Source organism: Sporosarcina sp. Y1009 (assembly GCF_057669865.1).
On sequence record NZ_JBYHFO010000012.1, the window covers coordinates 59,127 to 76,289 of the forward strand.

17 protein-coding genes and 1 other annotated feature are annotated in these 17,163 nt (G+C 37.1%); of the genes, 14 read left to right on the forward strand and 3 right to left on the reverse strand.

The annotated features are described in order from the left end of the window. Positions 1-33: 33 nt before the first annotated feature. On the forward strand, positions 34-732 hold the full coding sequence (locus AC25Y1_RS14240) for a Type 1 glutamine amidotransferase-like domain-containing protein (protein WP_488148658.1): 699 nt from the start codon (positions 34-36) through the stop codon (positions 730-732). Positions 733-769: 37 nt separating this feature from the next. On the opposite strand, the gene AC25Y1_RS14245 is transcribed toward AC25Y1_RS14240, so the two are convergent. After that, a complete protein-coding gene (locus tag AC25Y1_RS14245; RefSeq protein WP_488148659.1) occupies positions 770-1,039 on the reverse strand; it encodes a hypothetical protein in 270 nt (89 codons plus the stop codon). Positions 1,040-1,389: 350 nt separating this feature from the next. Between AC25Y1_RS14245 and AC25Y1_RS14250 the strand changes: the two genes are divergently transcribed. From AC25Y1_RS14250 to AC25Y1_RS14270, 5 genes are all read left to right on the forward strand, one after another. Beyond that, complete coding sequence (locus AC25Y1_RS14250) at positions 1,390-1,953, forward strand: acetate uptake transporter (RefSeq protein ID WP_488148660.1); 564 nt, start codon at positions 1,390-1,392, stop codon at positions 1,951-1,953. Positions 1,954-2,112: 159 nt separating this feature from the next. After that, complete coding sequence (locus AC25Y1_RS14255; RefSeq protein ID WP_488148661.1) at positions 2,113-3,672, forward strand: collagenase; 1,560 nt, start codon at positions 2,113-2,115, stop codon at positions 3,670-3,672. 55 nt (positions 3,673-3,727) lie between these two features. Then, a complete protein-coding gene (locus tag AC25Y1_RS14260) occupies positions 3,728-3,910 on the forward strand; it encodes a hypothetical protein (protein ID WP_488148662.1) in 183 nt (60 codons plus the stop codon). A gap of 98 nt (positions 3,911-4,008) precedes the next feature. Continuing rightward, positions 4,009-4,431, forward strand: a complete 423-nt coding sequence (locus AC25Y1_RS14265; RefSeq protein WP_488148663.1) for an NUDIX hydrolase — start codon at positions 4,009-4,011, stop codon at positions 4,429-4,431. A 127-nt stretch (positions 4,432-4,558) separates the two neighbouring features. Further along, positions 4,559-5,014: an NUDIX hydrolase gene (locus AC25Y1_RS14270; RefSeq protein ID WP_488148664.1), complete on the forward strand. Its 456-nt coding sequence runs from the start codon at positions 4,559-4,561 to the stop codon at positions 5,012-5,014. A 258-nt stretch (positions 5,015-5,272) separates the two neighbouring features. Here AC25Y1_RS14270 and AC25Y1_RS14275 read toward each other — a convergent pair whose 3' ends face one another. After that, positions 5,273-5,512, reverse strand: a complete 240-nt coding sequence (locus tag AC25Y1_RS14275) for a Spo0E family sporulation regulatory protein-aspartic acid phosphatase (protein ID WP_488148665.1) — start codon at positions 5,510-5,512, stop codon at positions 5,273-5,275. A 439-nt stretch (positions 5,513-5,951) separates the two neighbouring features. Between AC25Y1_RS14275 and AC25Y1_RS14280 the strand changes: the two genes are divergently transcribed. From AC25Y1_RS14280 to qoxD, 5 genes are all read left to right on the forward strand, one after another. Next, positions 5,952-8,327 (forward strand): polyprenyl synthetase family protein, encoded by a 2,376-nt coding sequence (locus tag AC25Y1_RS14280; protein ID WP_488148666.1) that lies wholly within the window; start codon positions 5,952-5,954, stop codon positions 8,325-8,327. A gap of 403 nt (positions 8,328-8,730) precedes the next feature. Then, on the forward strand, positions 8,731-9,654 hold the full coding sequence (gene qoxA / locus AC25Y1_RS14285) for a cytochrome aa3 quinol oxidase subunit II (RefSeq protein WP_488148667.1): 924 nt from the start codon (positions 8,731-8,733) through the stop codon (positions 9,652-9,654). Positions 9,655-9,722: 68 nt separating this feature from the next. Beyond that, positions 9,723-11,681, forward strand: coding sequence for a cytochrome aa3 quinol oxidase subunit I (gene qoxB / locus AC25Y1_RS14290; protein ID WP_488148668.1), 1,959 nt, complete (start codon positions 9,723-9,725; stop codon positions 11,679-11,681). Then, the gene (gene qoxC / locus AC25Y1_RS14295; protein ID WP_488148669.1) at positions 11,668-12,264 is read left to right on the forward strand and encodes a cytochrome aa3 quinol oxidase subunit III; all 597 of its coding nucleotides are present in this window, start codon (positions 11,668-11,670) and stop codon (positions 12,262-12,264) included. Before qoxB ends, qoxC begins: the two co-directional genes overlap by 14 nt. A gap of 1 nt (position 12,265) precedes the next feature. After that, positions 12,266-12,547: a cytochrome aa3 quinol oxidase subunit IV gene (gene qoxD, locus AC25Y1_RS14300; protein ID WP_488148670.1), complete on the forward strand. Its 282-nt coding sequence runs from the start codon at positions 12,266-12,268 to the stop codon at positions 12,545-12,547. 52 nt (positions 12,548-12,599) lie between these two features. Here qoxD and AC25Y1_RS14305 read toward each other — a convergent pair whose 3' ends face one another. Further along, on the reverse strand, positions 12,600-12,833 hold the full coding sequence (locus tag AC25Y1_RS14305; protein ID WP_488148671.1) for a hypothetical protein: 234 nt from the start codon (positions 12,831-12,833) through the stop codon (positions 12,600-12,602). A gap of 157 nt (positions 12,834-12,990) precedes the next feature. Between AC25Y1_RS14305 and AC25Y1_RS14310 the strand changes: the two genes are divergently transcribed. From AC25Y1_RS14310 to AC25Y1_RS14320, 3 genes are all read left to right on the forward strand, one after another. Then, positions 12,991-14,184 carry an MFS transporter gene (locus AC25Y1_RS14310; RefSeq protein WP_488148672.1) on the forward strand — a complete coding sequence of 398 codons (1,194 nt, stop codon included), beginning with the start codon at positions 12,991-12,993 and terminating at the stop codon, positions 14,182-14,184. Between the two features lie 51 nt (positions 14,185-14,235). Further along, entirely contained in the window at positions 14,236-15,201 is a 966-nt protein-coding gene (locus tag AC25Y1_RS14315; RefSeq protein WP_488148673.1) for an aromatic acid exporter family protein, read from the forward strand. A gap of 115 nt (positions 15,202-15,316) precedes the next feature. Then, positions 15,317-15,594, forward strand: a binding site (T-box leader). Between the two features lie 67 nt (positions 15,595-15,661). Then, positions 15,662-16,885: an MFS transporter gene (locus AC25Y1_RS14320; protein ID WP_488148674.1), complete on the forward strand. Its 1,224-nt coding sequence runs from the start codon at positions 15,662-15,664 to the stop codon at positions 16,883-16,885. Positions 16,886-17,163: the final 278 nt, after the last annotated feature.

Sequence of the window (17,163 nt, forward strand, 5' to 3'; positions counted from 1 at the left end):
GCAACGCGACATATTCTGGAGGGGAATTAGTTAATGAGACAAATAATAGCCCTTGGCGGCGGCGGTTTCTCTATGGAACCAGATAATCCATTGTTAGATTCATATATATTGAAACAAGTTAAGAAAAACAAACCTGAAATTTGCTTCATTCCAACAGCTAGCGGTGATTCTGATGATTACATATCAAGGTTTTATAAATTTTTTAGTCAACAAAGTTGTAATCCATCTCATCTTTCTTTATTTGAGCCCCCAACCAGGGATATGGAGCGTTTTATTTTAGAGAAAGACATTGTTTATGTTGGTGGAGGAAACACTAAAAATCTTTTAGCTTTATGGAAAGAGTGGGGTTTAGACGATATTTTGAAAAAAGCGTGGAATCAAGGAGTTATTTTAGCTGGGCTGAGTGCAGGCGCAATTTGTTGGTTTGAAGAAGGCGTAACTGATTCGTTTGGAGATGGTCTTGAACCATTAAAATGTCTTGGTTTCCTCAAGGGAAGTGCTTGTCCACATTACGATGGGGATCTTGCAAGAAGACCTGCATTTCACAAACTCATTGAATCTAAAAAAATACAATCGGGAATTGGGATTGATGATGGGGCTGCTATTCATTATAAAGAACAAGAAATCTTTAACATAATTAGCTCGAGACCTTCTGCCAAGGCCTATGAGATTTCTTTTGAAAAGAAAATCATAGAGACAGAACTTCCAACAGAACTGTTATGTCATTCTTAAACTAACGAATGAACTTTCCTTATCATGTTGAAGTTTTCTATCTCCACTGGCGATTCATCTGCCTTTTGATTTTTTCTATTTCAGTAATTAAATAATCTATCTGTTTCTGCATGTTTTTATTATCTTCATTATTACTTTGTCCTTGCCGTGCTTCTTCTATGGCAAGGACTGCTGATAAAGTGGCTAAGGCATCCCCAAATGTACTGATTAATCCCGCAACGACAGCAAGTTTAGCACTTTCACTGACTGTATGGTCATTTTGATTATCTGGATTCTCATTGAATGAATATGAATTATTTTTATGCAAACTCTTAACCTCCATTCACTTACTCACTCTGCTCTTAATATATTCAAGTTTGTAAAGTAGTGTTCTGTAATAAAGTCGCATTTTTAATCAATCCTCACTATCCCTTGTGGTTTATGACTTTATTCGATATGGTAATGAAAGCCGTTCAAAGAACCAGTCATATGCATTCTAGTATTTTGTCGTCGAACTCTTGTAGCAAGGCTTCTTCTAACAGGGAACGGTGGAGTGCTTATATGAGGTGAAAATGTGGAGTCAGAATGGGTCCATTTTTTTGTTGTGAGTATTTTTACAATATCTGTAAAATTAGTTTTTTTATGGTATACTCTAATTGATGATTAGGGGGAATCAACATGGCAAACGAAAACAATCAATCTATTATTGCAAATCCAGCTCCACTGGGACTGTTCGCATTTGGTGTGACAACAGTGCTTTTGAACTTACATAATGCAGACATTATTCCGCTATCAATTGTAATTGTTGCAATGGGTTTCGCTTTAGGCGGGGCTGCACAAATAATAGCTGGTATCATGGAATTCAAGAAAAACAACGTATTTGGCGCAACTGCCTTTACTACTTATGGTTTTTTCTGGTGGTCTTTAATCATAATCTGGATCGATCCATTTGAAGGAATTGCAGCAGCAGATGACAAGAGCATGGGGTTCTATCTTCTGCTTTGGGCGATTTTCACCTTAATGATGTTTGTAGCTACACTGAAACTAAGCCGCTCATTACAGCTGATATTTCTAACGTTAACGTTTCTATTTTTACTCTTATCTATTGCAGATTTCACCGGAATTCACTCAATACAGATTGCAGCCGGCTGGGTAGGAATAGTATGCGGAATTTCAGCTATTTATACAGGTCTTGCACAGGTGATCAATAACGAATTTGGTAAACCGATGTTACCACTATAATTTAATAAACCAAATCAAAAAAAGACAGCTTCGACTGTTTTTTTTTTGCGCATATTTTAGTTGTAAAAAAATGTCCTTTTGAATGTTTTGAATATATGGTAATATTAATTTAGTGAATTATAGGTGGAAATAGGTATATCAACGTTTTGGGGGAAGCCATTGATAAAAATAAAAAAAGTAATGATTACATTATCTAGTGTAATTTTAACAGCTCTATTAGTAGGCGTTATTTTCCTATTTTTGGACAATATCGGTGGAATAATCGTTTTGTTGTCTGGCTTAGTTTTTTTATTGGTGTTGTTTATCGTAGCGATAATCGGTTTAATAAATGGGGATATTAAGTTATTCAAGTTAAATGGTAGGTTTAGCGTGTCGTTAGCCATTTCATATTTAATGGTGACGAGCATGCTATTATGCGTAATGTGGTTTTTTAACTTTACTATATATGATATGTATGGAGATTTGTCTGCAAGGGAGAAAATTAATGTGTTTCAAGACAAAGTTGTTGCAAGTGAAAATTTGCAAACAATTATAGAGGATTATCCGGTCTTAGAGCATGATCATATAACGTTTCGATATCATCCTGACACAGAGAAAATAGTGAATGAAATAATTCATACAATGGAAAGGATCACTGAACTTGAAAAAGAAATTTTCGGACGGGAGATTACTAAGACCGAAAAACTAGAAGTTATTGCGCTTCGAAATTCTAAAGATTACATACAGTTGCACCCATTTTTTACTGAAACAGTTGGTGGTTCTTATGACTCAAGCAATAAAAGAGCGATGATTTATCAAGAGCGGGAAAGTTTTGATGATGATGAGTCTTTTATGATTGGGACGTTTGCACATGAATATAGTCATTATCTCATTGATTTATTTTTAGCGGAAGAAGGAATAAATGATCAGGATATACCTGCTTGGTATAAGGAGGGAATATGCGAATTCATTCGTTATGAGATTGTAGATACAATTTCAATTCATGGGAAAATAGACGCCGGTTTAAAATATACAAACCTCCATACTGCAAATAAATGGAATGCTGCATCTGAAGATACAGATGTCTATTATTTAGCCAAAAGAGCAATCGAATATATAGTAGAACGCCAAGGAGACGTAAAGGCATTATCGACAATTCTCCTTCATCAAAAGGAAACAGGTTCATTTGAAGAATCCTTTGACCAAATAACGGGATTGCAATTAAATACATTAAACGAAACTATTTTTTCTGTGGAGAAAGATTTACAAAAAGCATGGGATGCATGGTGGCAAGAATCGGACATTGCTACCGCTGAAAAACTTTATGAAAAATTAACAAAGAAACATCCAAATGAAAGCCAAGCATGGCATCAATACGCATTGATTCTTGAAGAACAAATGAAATGGGATGAAGCACTCAATGCTAGGCGAAAAGTAATTAACATAGATCCAGAGAAAGCTGCTGGTTTTTTAAACATATCGTATTTATTAACAATCATCGATTCAGAAGAAGCTATGGAAATGGCGAATATAGCATTAGAATTAACGAAAAAAGAGCCAAATGGAAATGTGGAGTTCTCTCAGAAATGGGTAGACGAAATCTCTCAATATCATAATTTGATGAGTGAAGAAAGAAATGCAGAGGCATATCAAGTAATTTTTCAAAGTGAACAATTATCCAACAATCCAACAATAATGGAGGAATTAAAAAACAGGGAAAATAAAACATCAACATACTGATAAGGGTAGCTTAGTTGAATAGGGAATTCATTCATAATGAAATGAGGAGATATTCATGTTTTGGCAGATTGTAGCTATATTGTTTATTTTATTTGTTATTTATAGTCTTTCATCTATTAATTACCAGTTAAAGCTAATTTCCAAGCACCTTGGTGCTAAAGATAAAGAGATGGAAGTGATAGCAAAGGTAAGTGATGAAGAAATTGAGAAAGAATTAGAAGATTATATTAAAAGGTAAAAAAATCTGAGAGGCAGATAGAACTTATGGAGAAGTGGGTGATTAATCCGAATAATGTTAAAAATTTACGGAGTGCAATAAAAAATTAACTGATTTTAATGGGGGGTAAACTTGTGACAGCACCAAGGCACTTTGTTTCAGCAGCAACAATTGTGAGAAACGATAAAAATGAAATCTTATTAATAAAAGGACCACTTAGAGGATGGGAGATGCCTGGTGGAATAGTAGAAGAGGGAGAATCACTGAAGGCAGCAGCAATTAGAGAAACGAAAGAAGAATCAGGTATTGATATCGAGGTTGTCAAATTTTGTGGGATCTTTCAAAATGTAGAGCGATCTATTTGTAATACCTTGTTTTTGGCTAAAGCAATCGGAGGAGAACCTACTACGAGTGCTGAGAGTTTAGAAGTAGGCTTTTTCCCAATAAAAAAAGCATTAGAAATGGTAGCTATAAAGAATTTTAGACAGAGAATTGAATATAGTTTAGACGAAAATACCCATCCTTTTTATGTTGAATTTTAATGGCTATTTTATGGATAACGGGTTACTAAAAAAAGTTGGGAAAGTAAAAATGTCATTAAATTAGTGAACAAGCTTAAAAAGACAATCTGGTGAAATCTTTCTGTAAAGCTGTTGTGGGGGGCAGTATATGGGCTATATTAAGAAATTAAGAAAGTTTGTTGGTAGTCGTCCGCTTATTATGGTTGGGGCATGTGTCATTGTCTTAAATGAAGATAATAAAATACTATTGCAACTTCGAAAGGATAATAATTGTTGGGGATTAGCTGGTGGTTCTTTAGAAATGGGTGAGGCTTTAGAAGAAGCGGCTAAAAGGGAATTATTTGAAGAAACAGGTTTGGTGGCAAATAAATTAGATTTGTTCAATGTCTACTCTGGAGAAGAATTCTACTATAAATATCCGCATGGTGATGAGGTTTATAATGTGGTCACTGCTTACATATGCACTGATTATGAAGGCGTATTGAACAAGGATGAAAGTGAAGTCAAAGAACTATGTTTCTTTCACTTCAACAAACTTCCGTCGAACATTAGCCCTCCGGATAGACCAATAATCCAAGAATACCTACAAACGGTAGGTTGTTGATCAAGAATAAAAGAGTAATATTACTCACCTATGTTAAAGGATGCCGAAGTACCCCTTAGCTGCTGCAGAATAATTATGAATGACAAGAATAACAATAAATAGGCTGCCTCAAAATTTGTTTACAAGCGAATTTTGAGGCAGCCTATTTTTTATGTATAGCGATTAAACAGGTAGTTCGAAATAAAGAATTCGGTTGAATATGCCGCGACCAATAATGTCGAAAATTATTCTAATAATACACTAAAAATGTATAGTTACTCACTCGTACTTCAATATTGAGGATTCATATTCGTTCAGTAGTTCATCCAATTCCTGCGAAATAGAAACCACCTGTGGGTTTTTCGGATTTTCTACATATACTTGATAAAGCATCTCCCTTGTTTCTTCAATTTTTTTTTCTAACTCATTTCTTCTAGACAGTTTGATAACTTCCTCTCCACTAATTCTATTTGATGCATGTGGAGAAGTGATCCTTTCAAAAAATATATGTATTAACACTTAGGGAAATTAGGTTCAATGTTATTACCATACAAACTTTTTACTTGTGAACACTTCTAATTCGTTGACATCAAAATTCACTCATTTTTAGTAGTTAAGTTTCGATTTATTTATTTGTTGTACCATTGATGAGCCATTTTAATGTAACTACTTGTTTTCATACCCATTATCTTGATCCTTAAAACCGATTTTGTGTGAAAAATCGAGAATATTTATGACTATAGGTACCAATCGGATATATATCATTAATCCTTATTTACGTGTTAAACTAAATGCTTCCAAACAGTAAGCATGTGTATGTTTGTATATATGCATGATTTATCGTGAATGTTTGTAACAGGTAAGCTGAATTAACTGAGATGATGTGTAGATTTTAACATGGGTTTGAATTATTTCGCATACATATATCAGAAACCAATAAGTAGAGGTATTGAATCTTATGAATGAAGAGTTACTAGAAAATGCTGATGTATGCTATCAGTTGGCTGAGCAGGAAGCTGCTCAATATTTTGAATCACTTTCCGTACAACTATTGAAAAAGACGTATACAACATCCCTTATAAAAGATATACAGTCCTGGAAAAAGAAACATATTCGTCCAAATCCATTCTTATCTATATTTCCAAGTGGGAAAGGGAAATCTGATTCTAAAGGGTATCATAGTTATATCCAATGGCTGGATTACACAGGTAAACTAGAGAATTATCTGGACCGGAGTATTTCTTATATTTACATGAGAGATCTGGGAAGAGCTTTAGACTCACCTGATACGCAATCAAGAATACGTCGTACAGTTGATCGTATAAAAAGTTACCTAACAGATGCAAATGCTAAAGGTCGAGTGGAGCCGTTTAGTATAACTGGGTTGTATCGACTGGCCCAGAAAGAAGGCGTTGAATCCACCGTAATCTGGGTAATAGATAAATTAAAGACGGTGTCCGCCAATATTCCAGAGGGGATGGATGCTGAGGAAGCCAAGCGAAAATTACTCAAAATCATAGCTGGGGTCATTCTCCATGTTGTAGAAGAGATGGACGATGAGATAACACCAGAAGAACGTACTCGGAAACTTGAGGAAGCGATTAGGCTAGGGTACGCCTATGGACTGACCTATCCATTCATAGACGACCTTTTGGATGCTAACGTATTGGCCCCACAAGAGCAAAAACGTTATTCCGAATTAATACGCACGGCACTTATCGCAGGATCTGTTCCTGCATTGGGTGAGTGGACTGGAAAAAACGCTGAACTTATTCGATTTATTCATTCGGAACTCGGAGATGCTTTTGACTCTATTAAAACGCTTCAGCAACCAGAGACACGAAAATCCTTTTTTGAGCAGTCTTATGTGTTTTTTAATTCTCAGGAAGTGGATCGTGAAAAGGTCTTGTCCAATGGAAATTACACCAATGAAGAACTTTATATACCCGTCATTTTAAAATCCTCTTCTTCACGTTTAATAACTCGTTCAGTCATTAGTGCCCCTGATGATGAAGGTTTCAATACTCGAACTTTCGTCTATGGCATTTACAACCAGCTAGCAGATGATTTTGCTGATATGTTTGATGATTTGAAGGAAGGAAGAGTAACACCCTATACCTATTATCTAACCTATCATGACAAGCGAACGGATCTTATCAATCCTTTTGAAATGTACTGGACGGTCATCTACAATTTGATCCATAATGTGTACAACTCTGATAAGAAGACTAGTGAAGTGATACTCAATCGTGCAATAAACGGACTGAAACGATTTAAAAAACGAATGGGAATCAAAAAATACAACGAAATTATGGATTTATTTGCTTCAGGAAATCCTTCCTTCAATAAAGTCATCCAAAATATGGTTCGAAAAGCGGATGATGTGGACTTCTTCGATAAGTTGCTTCGGGATCATATGATTTCGTTATTGAAAAATGAAAAGATGGAGCGAGAAGCGTTTCTTGAGACAATTAAAACCGTACGTAAGCAAATCAACGACATTTTAATAATTCCAGAAGTTGAAAATGAATTATTGACACGAGAGTCAATAGTTGATGCTGCAAACTACAGTTTGGACAGCGACGGAAAGCGACTAAGGCCAATCATGACTTGGGTCATGGGGGTTAACGAATATGGATTAAATAAGTCATCAATCGTACCGCTTCTGCGATCATTGGAATATATGCATACGGCATCCTTAATTATCGATGATTTACCGTCTCAGGATAATGCGTCCACGCGCAGAGGGCGTCCAACCTTACATCAGAAATATGACGTTGCCATAGCAGAATTAACCGCACTATTTCTGACTCAAAAAGCGGTAGAGGAACAAACATCTCTTAACCAGTTCGATTCGAAAACAGTGCTGAATCTGATTCAGTATTCGTCCAGAATCGTAGCGGATATGTGTAGAGGCCAGGCGATGGATTTGGATTCAAGAGGGAAACAACTGACGCTGGAAGAATTGAATCGAATGTGCTTTTATAAGACAGGGATTGCATTCGAAGCTTCTCTTGTCATGCCGGCAATTCTCGCTCAAGCAGAGGAACAAGAAATAGACGCGTTGAAAAAATTCGCCCGTCATGCAGGCATTGCGTTTCAGATTAAGGATGACTTGCTTGATGTTGAAGGCGCTTTGAACGTATTGGGAAAACCGATTGGAAAAGATGCTGAAAATGACAATGCAACATTTGTGACAATCTTGGGTGTTGATAGTGCTAGAAAGGCGATGTGGGAACATTATTGTCTTGCAATGGAAACATTGCAAGAAGTACCAAGTAAATCAACTTTTCTGAAGCATGTGTTGAATCATATCGTGAATCGTGATCATTAAATTTGTTGGCAGACAATCACATGAAAAAGGAAGAACAAGTACCTCAATGGGTATTGTTCTTCCTTTTTTCGATGGTTTTTCATCACCGAGACTTACTATAAAACTAATAATAATTATCTTCATTAACGCGATGATTTCACTATGTAAAAATACTGTTTCAAAGGCTTTTCATAGAAGAAAGTGTCTTTTCGGTGTACAAAATGTGTCGGTTATATCGCGATTGCATGAATGTTTTGTGACGCGATTCGACGCTTTCCGGTGACGGTTCTGTGAAGTCTGGTTCAGCTAATTGTTATTCGCGTTTTGATATATTAAGATAAGTTTTACGTGGTGAAAACTACGAATCAATATTACGATTACTACTATTTTAAAAGGATATAAAACTATAGGAAGGGGCACCTCCATGAGAAAGAAATGGGCATTTTTAAGTTTGGTGATCGGGATTGTTGCCATATTATCAGGTTGTGAACCGTTGATGGTACTGGATCCGAAAGGACCACAAGCTGAAACGATTTCCAATGTTATTTGGATTTCGATCGCAACAATGGCGATTGTTGTTCTCGTCGTTTTCAGTTTATTGGTATACATCCTTGTAAAATATCGAGCTTCGAAAACAGACGAAGATTATGAACCCCCACATATCGAAGGGAGTCCAGTTGTTGAATGGTTTATTGTTGGGATTCCGGTAATTATCATCATTTTCCTTTCAATTATTACCGTCAAATCCACCTATGAAGTTGAGGCGACACCGAAAGGATATGAAGATCAGAAACCACTGGTCGTCTATGCTGCTTCCTCTGACTGGAAATGGCATTTCAGTTATCCAGAAGAAGATATTGAAACGGTGAACTATCTATATATCCCGACAGACAGGGCGTTGGAATTCAGACTTTACTCATACGGCCCGATCACAAGTTTTTGGATTCCACAACTAGGCGGTCAGAAATACGCGATGTCAGATATGATTACCACATTGCATTTGGCAGCGGAAGTTCCTGGTGAGTATATGGGAAGAAATTCGAACTTTAGTGGGAAAGGCTTCGCGGAGAACATCTTTAATGTGAAAGCGATGCCCGAAGCAGAGTTTACTGAATGGGTAGAAGACGTAAAAGCGACAGCTGATCCACTAACTGAAGAACATTTTGAGGAGTTACTAGAACCTGGCCATCTTGGGCAATTGACATTTAGTGGAACTCACTTGGATTTTTTACCACCACCTGAAGGCCACCATGATGGACATAACGACGAATCAGGACATTCTCATGATAATGAAGCTAATTCTGTTGACGCACATGATGATGAAATTAATGACTCGGACCATAAATGAATTTTAGTAGATTCATCTTTTTTACCGTTATCTAATACGGATTAAGTTTTCGAAAGGAGTACAACATGTTGGATTACTTTGATAGATTTGCAATACCACATCCAAGTCCTGCTATTTACGGAGCAATGGTTGCCATTGGCCTAACTGTAATTGCGATTCTCATAGGCTTAACCTACTTTAAAAAGTGGAACTATTTATGGCGTGAATGGTTGACGACTGTTGACCATAAACGGATTGGTATCATGTATCTGATTGCTGCATTACTGATGTTATTCCGCGGCGGCGTGGATGCGCTGATGATGCGTGCACAAACTGCTGTGCCTGATAACACATTGCTGGATGCTCAGCATTATAATGAAGTTTTCACGACGCACGGAGTTGTCATGATCATATTTATGGCGATGCCATTTATATACGCATTGATGAACTTCATCGTACCTTTACAAATCGGGGCGCGCGATGTAGCGTTCCCTCGTTTAAATGCACTTAGTTTCTGGTTGTTCTTCATGGGTGCGATGTTATTCAACATCTCATTCGTCGTAGGCGGTTCTCCTGACGCTGGTTGGACTTCTTATTTCCCACTAGCAGGAAATGACTTTAGCCAATCTGTAGGGACGAATTATTATCTATTATCAATCCAGATTGCTGGTATCGGTACGTTAATCTCAGGTATTAACTTTGTCACAACAATCTTTAAAATGAGAGCGCCTGGCATGAAATTGATGAAAATGCCAATGTTCACATGGACAGCGCTCATCACGAATGCGATAGTCGTTTTCGCATTCCCAGTCCTGACAGTTACACTTCTGCTAGGGACGATGGACCGTCTATTTGGTACCCATATCTTCTCGATGACCAACGGCGGAATGGATATGCTTTGGGCAAACCTATTCTGGGTTTGGGGACATCCGGAAGTATATATTCTCATTTTACCGGCATTCGGTATTTATAGTGAGATTGTTTCTACCTTTTCACGACGAAACCTTTATGGCTATAAGACTATGGTCGCTTCAATTGTGATCATTTCATTTCTCTCGTTCTTGGTCTGGACGCACCATTTCTACACAATGGGGCAAGGCGCGCTGACCAACAGTATTTTCTCGATTACGACGATGGCGATTGCCATTCCAACGGGGATAAAAATCTTTAACTGGTTATTGACCATGCGGAAAGGGAAAATTGAATTCACGGTTCCGATGCTCTATACGGTCGGGTTCATACCAATTTTCACAATCGGCGGGGTTACCGGTGTCATGCTCGCTATGGCTAGTGCTGATTATCAATACCATAATACAATGTTCTTGGTCGCGCATTTTCATTACACGATTATTCCAGGTGTTATCTTCGCGATGCTTGCTGGTCTTACCTACTGGTGGCCGAAAATGTTTGGCTTCATGTTAAGTGAAAGAATCGGGAAATGGGCTTTCTGGTTTATCGCTGTTGGCTTTAACCTTACATTCTTCCCAATGTTCTTCACAGGTTTGGATGGTCAAGCTCGCCGGATGTACACATACTCTGAAGCATCCGGGTTTGGTCCATTAAATATGCTTTCCTTTGGGGGAGCAGCTATTCTAGCAATTGGTTTTGCGATTCTCGTCTATAACATCTATTACAGTACGCGATATTCGACACGAAATATCGGTTCAGATCCGTGGAATGCGCGTACGCTTGAATGGGCCACACAGACACCAGTCCAATCGTATAACTTTGCACGGACGCCTCAAGTGAATTCTATTGAGCCGTTCTGGGATCATAAGAAAAAAGGAGAACCAATATTTAAAGGGGAAATTGAGAAGATTCATATGCCGAATAACAGCGGAATGCCGTTTATCATGAGCTGCCTATTCTTCGTCTGGGGCTTTTCGTTCGTGTTTAGTATGTGGATTCCAGTGATTATTACGACCATTGCAATCTTTGCGTGCATGGCTCATCGTTCATTTGAAAAAGACGATGGTTATTACATTCCAGTTGAAGAAATAGAAGCTACAGAAAAAGATAGCGAGGTGTTAACAGATGAAAATAGATAATTCACTTCCGCTTGAATATAAAACAGAACAAAATAGGATGAACATTTTAGGATTTTGGATTTTCATAGGCGCTGAAGTGATGCTATTTGCAACTCTTTTCGCAACCTATTTCACATTAGAGCATCGTACCGCTGGTGGACCGACTGGAGCGGAAATCTTTGAACTCACTCCGGTACTCATTGAAACCATATTGCTGTTAACGAGTAGCTTTACCATTGGTCTTGGTGTCCATGCCATGCGTCTTGGTAGAAAGAATGCGATGATTACATTCTTTTCAATCACATTGCTTCTCGGTTTAGCATTCTTGGGTGTGGAAATTTATGAGTTCACGCATTATGTCAATGTGGGTGCGGGACTTCAAGTAAGTGCATTTACAGGTATCCTTTTGACGACATTAGGGACACACGGTGCGCACGTAACACTTGGGCTATTCTGGGGATTATTCATCATTATGCAAGTGAAAAAACATGGTTTGACGCCACAAACGGCCAATAAATCATTCATCTTCTCACTTTACTGGCATTTCTTAGATATAGTCTGGATTTTCATTTTCAGCTTTATCTACTTGAAAGGAATGATGTAAGATGAGTGAATTATTCCCGCGTAAACAAGTGATGGGCTTTGTGTTTTCACTTGTTCTCACTGCAGCTGCTTTGACTGTTTATTTCATGGAGTTGTCATTTGCAGTAGGGATAACGATTCTTTTGGCCACAGCATTCATACAAGCGGCAGTTCAAATTGTTGGCTTCATGCATGCAGGTGAATCGGAAGATAAAGCGGCGATATACGCGAACATCTATTATGGAATCGCTATAGCGCTCATAACGATCTTCGGTACGTTGTTAATTTTAGTGTGGGATATGTAAGATCATATAAAACAGGCAAGGTGCACTTACAAAGAGTGCGCCTTGCCTGTTTTTAATTTGCTTCGCGGATTCTGTGGTCAGCTTTTTCAAGCATCTCTTCCGTAACGACGAAGAATACCCCCATTAGGAAAATGAAAACAGCGCCAACTACGGTACCAATTCCGATGCCGGTAATTGTACTGTAATCGCTTACAAAGAAACCGTATGAGAAAATGGAAATTCCTACGACGAGCAAGGTGAATCCGATTATCTTGACAGCGTTCAACATTTTTAACTTGGAATCCATTTAACAGCACCCCTTTACTCTATTATTTACTTTGTTCACAAAACTGTCAAATGTTTTTGACCTACTATTCATTAATTAGTTGCCCAACCGGTGGGGTGATAAATACGATATAATGTATATACTGCATATTATGCAATGCGAGTAAGGAGAAAACAATATGAATCAAAAACCTAAGTTATGGACCAAAGACTTTGTATTGGTCTCTGCTTCAAATTTTTTACTTTTCACATCATTTTATATGCTAATGGTCACATTGGCTGTTTTCTCTATTGAAAAGTTCCATGCATCACAAAGTCAGGCCGGACTTGCATCGAGTATTTTTGTACTTGGTGCGGTACTTGTACGACCCCTTGCGGGAAAGACGATCGAAAGGGTTGGAAAAAAGAAATTACTATTCTTCGGACTACTCTTATTCTTAGTAATGATGCTGTTCTATTTTCCCGTAAATAACTTAGCGGTATTATTAATTATTCGATTTGTTCATGGCTTTGCTTTTGGAATCAGTACAACCGCAACAGGAACGATTGTCGCGGATATAATACCAGCTGTAAGACGTGGAGAAGGTATGGGCTATTTTGCGACAAGTAACAATCTTGCGATGGCAATAGGTCCATTCCTAGGACTATACTTAAGTCAAAACTTTGATTTTAGTATGATTTTTATTACGACAACTGCTTTTGCAGTCATTGCTTTATTTTCCACGATATTTCTACATGTTCCAAAAACAACTTTCGCACCTGTTGAAAGTGAAGCGAAAAGTGGATTCCGACTAAGCGATTACTTTGAAAAGAGTACGATTCCAATCGCAATCCTTGTTGCTATAATTGGGTTTACATACTCAAGTATCCTTTCCTTCTTTACTGCATATGCAGCAGACATCAACTTAGTAGACGTGGCGAGCTTCTTCTTTATTTTATATGCGTTATTTCTATTACTCTCTAGACCCTTTACAGGTCAAATGTTTGATCGAATGGGAGAAAATGCAGTGATCTATCCGTCTCTCCTATTATTTGCAATCGGCATGTTCATTCTAAGTCAGGCTAGTGGTGGCATCGCGTTACTCCTAGCTGGAGCCATTATTGGTGTTGGCTTCGGTACATTCCAGTCAAGTGCTCAAACAGTAGCGATCAATGAGGCACCAAGACATCGAATCGGTTTAGCAACGTCCACTTATTTTGTGTTCTTTGATTTTGGAATTGGGGTAGGACCATTTCTAATGGGATTTATACTACCGCTAATCGGATTTCGCGGATTATATGGGAGTATGGCTGCCATTATCTTTGTTTGTATCTTTGTCTACTATATTGTTCATGGCAAAAAAGCTACTGCACGAAAGAAAGCAAACGGATGATAAAGCGGGGATATGTAGAATTAAAATAGAAAATAGTAGGATGGTGCTTCTATGATTGGCATGGGCTACCGGACGATAAAAACTGCTGTAGGGGCAGGGTTAGCAATTTGGATTGCAAGTTTATTGGATTTGGAATTTGCAACATTTGCTGCAATTATCGTGATTATGTGTATCGAGAAAACGAAGAAAAAGACCTTAATTACAATCAATCAAAAATTCTTTGCCTCTCTTTTATCATTGACACTTGGTGCATTGTTTTTTGAGCTATTAGGTTATTATCCCATTGTCTTCGCCATATTTATTTTAGTATTTGTGCCCTTACTAGTGAAAATCCGTATTCAAGGCGGTTTCGTCACAAGTATGGTGGTCGTCTTACATGTTTATACAGTAGAACATGCTAACTGGGCTATGTTTCTGAATGAGCTCTATATTATTTTCATAGGGATGGGGATCGCTCTACTAGTCAATAGTTTCATGCCAAATTTCAAGCAAGATATTGAAGTCTTTAAAAATAAAATTGAGCAAAAATTTGAAGTTATACTCTATGAATTCTCTGCCCATTTAAGGGATAGTGATCGAAATTGGGACGGGAAAGAAATCCTTGAGGTAGAGGATTTGATCAACCAATCCAAAAGCATCGCCATTCAAGATGTTGAAAATCATCTGCTGCGTAAACAAAATAAAGATTATTATTACCTCGAAATGCGAGAAGATCAATTGGAACTCCTCAAACATATGATGAGAATTATTGCCGTTTTCTCTTCAACACCGCTACCTGTTAAACAGAAAGAAATGTTTGCGGATTTCTTAGAGAATTTAAGTCGAAATGTTCATTCAGGAGATACAACGGATATCTCTTTAAATGAGTTAGAAGAATTAAATGCAACAATCGGACAGACAGAATTACCAAAGACACGAGATGAATTTGAAATACGGGCCAATTTGTTTTACCTGATTTTTGAGATGGAAAATTACTTAAACATAAAGAAAAATCTTTTTGAGAAAAGAAGTCGTTAGTAATCAAACGAGTAGTAGGTGCCCTTCACACCTACCTCTCACCAGAAGTATAAGTGGAAGGTACCCCTCACTAAATTTTACTTTTCTTTATTTTCACTCTAGAATATAGAGATATCCAAAGGCGATGAAGAGAAAAGTAAATGTGTTCAAGCATAACAGAGAACTCCAGTAGCTGGAAATGGAGGATGTAATAGCACATTGAAACAAGTCTCGGAGCTACACATGGGAGGTTTCTTTTAGATTATAGATTATGTGTCGGGTTCTCCCGTTATAGAGATAGAGTATAAGCATAAATTTATGCTTACGTTGTACTTGAAAAGGTTTCTGCGGTGACGTAGAAACAAAATGGGATGGCACCACGAACTTCTAAATTCAGGGAGTCTCGTTCTCAAGGTTAATAACTTTGGGGGTGAGATTCTTTTTTATTGGAAAAATGTTGAATTTAGGAGGGGATAATGCAATGAAGTTTATGAGAAAGAATAATTCCATATTACTTTTATTAGGCATCGGGATCTCCAATTTAGGAGCTTGGGTTTATTTAATTGCACTAAACTTAATTGTATTGGATATTACGGGTTCACCATTAGCAGTATCAATTCTTTATATATTAATACCTGTAGCAACACTATTTACAAACTTTTGGGCTGGAAGTTTTATTGACAGGTTAAACAAAAGGAAATTAATGATTTTTTTAGATGTAATTAGAGCTATCCTCATACTTGCACTTCCATTTATGGAGTCAATTGTTCTGATTTATGCTTTTGTTTTTGTTATAAATATAGCGAGTTCGATTTTTGGGCCAACTTCTATGGTCTATATGACTAAATTAATTCCAAAAGGTGACCGGCAAAGGTTTAATGCTCTTAGAAACTTTATTAATTCCTGTGGATTTATTTTAGGACCTTCTATTGCTGGTTTACTGTTTATGTTTGGATCCCCAAATTTAGCAATTCAATTAAATTCTATTGCATTATTTTTATCAGCTGCAATTATTTCTTTGCTTCCTAATTTGGAATTGATGAGTGAGACAGTCATCTCTAAAAAAGTCAGTTTTGAATTAATTGCAAATGATTGGAGAAAAGTTATTAGCTTTAGTAAAGTAAATCTCCATGTAGCTCTGGTTTATGTTCTCTTTAGTGGGATCATTGTATTTATGTCTGCATTAGATTCTTTAGAAGCTGTATTTGCAACAGAGGTTCTCTCGTTATCTGAAAGCACTTATGGCTTTCTTGTGAGTGTAGCAGGAATTGGAATCATAGCAGGTTCATTGGTAAATGCTATATTCGCCAAGTATCTTAAACTACATATTTTAATTGGAGTGGGAGCGATCTTCACTCCGGCTGGCTATTTAATATTTGCTTTTTCGTATGATTTTATCTTGGCAGCTATAGGGTTTCTTATATTAACATTCGCATTGTCATTTGCAAATATAGGTTTTTTAACTTTCTATCAAAACAATGTACCAGTAGAGATTATGGGAAGATTTTCAAGTGTTTTTGGTATGGTGGAGGCTTTGTTAATCATCGTATTTACAGCTATGATTGGATTGTTTGCTGAACTATTCAACATTCGAGTGATTTATATTATAGGTTCGTTTGCCTTTTTATTCCTAGGAGTAGTAATTACCATGATTGTTATGAATAAATCGAAAAGAAAATACTATAATCATGAAGTAGTTGAGTAAAGGACTGTCATACGAGACTAGGGGAACCTATATAACGGTTATTTTATAAGAGGGGATTACTATTTCCTCTTTTTTTGTTGTCTTTAAAAGACGATGTGTGAATACTGCGTTACAAAGCAAGTACTCTAAAGAAACGAAACTAAATAGAAATGAGTTGTTAAATTAATGAACATTGCTAAGATCAGATTATAGAATCTAATTTGATGATTAATAGAACACCCCTAAATAACATATACTTAGTATATGTTATTTAGGGGTGTTTATTATTTTTATTTAAT

Bases quoted from the DNA above. Each gene is read 5' to 3' on its own strand.
- AC25Y1_RS14310 (WP_488148672.1), top strand. From the start codon at position 12,991: ATGAATCAAAAACCTAAGTTATGGACCAAAGACTTTGTATTGGTCTCT.
- qoxC (WP_488148669.1), top strand. From the start codon at position 11,668: ATGAAAATAGATAATTCACTTCCGCTTGAATATAAAACAGAACAAAAT.
- AC25Y1_RS14250 (WP_488148660.1), top strand. From the start codon at position 1,390: ATGGCAAACGAAAACAATCAATCTATTATTGCAAATCCAGCTCCACTG.
- AC25Y1_RS14305 (WP_488148671.1), bottom strand. From the start codon at position 12,833: ATGGATTCCAAGTTAAAAATGTTGAACGCTGTCAAGATAATCGGATTC.
- AC25Y1_RS14240 (WP_488148658.1), top strand. From the start codon at position 34: ATGAGACAAATAATAGCCCTTGGCGGCGGCGGTTTCTCTATGGAACCA.
- AC25Y1_RS14260 (WP_488148662.1), top strand. From the start codon at position 3,728: ATGTTTTGGCAGATTGTAGCTATATTGTTTATTTTATTTGTTATTTAT.
- AC25Y1_RS14280 (WP_488148666.1), top strand. From the start codon at position 5,952: ATGAATGAAGAGTTACTAGAAAATGCTGATGTATGCTATCAGTTGGCT.
- AC25Y1_RS14265 (WP_488148663.1), top strand. From the start codon at position 4,009: ATGGGGGGTAAACTTGTGACAGCACCAAGGCACTTTGTTTCAGCAGCA.
- qoxD (WP_488148670.1), top strand. From the start codon at position 12,266: ATGAGTGAATTATTCCCGCGTAAACAAGTGATGGGCTTTGTGTTTTCA.
- AC25Y1_RS14315 (WP_488148673.1), top strand. From the start codon at position 14,236: ATGATTGGCATGGGCTACCGGACGATAAAAACTGCTGTAGGGGCAGGG.
- AC25Y1_RS14270 (WP_488148664.1), top strand. From the start codon at position 4,559: ATGGGCTATATTAAGAAATTAAGAAAGTTTGTTGGTAGTCGTCCGCTT.
- qoxA (WP_488148667.1), top strand. From the start codon at position 8,731: ATGAGAAAGAAATGGGCATTTTTAAGTTTGGTGATCGGGATTGTTGCC.
- AC25Y1_RS14320 (WP_488148674.1), top strand. From the start codon at position 15,662: ATGAAGTTTATGAGAAAGAATAATTCCATATTACTTTTATTAGGCATC.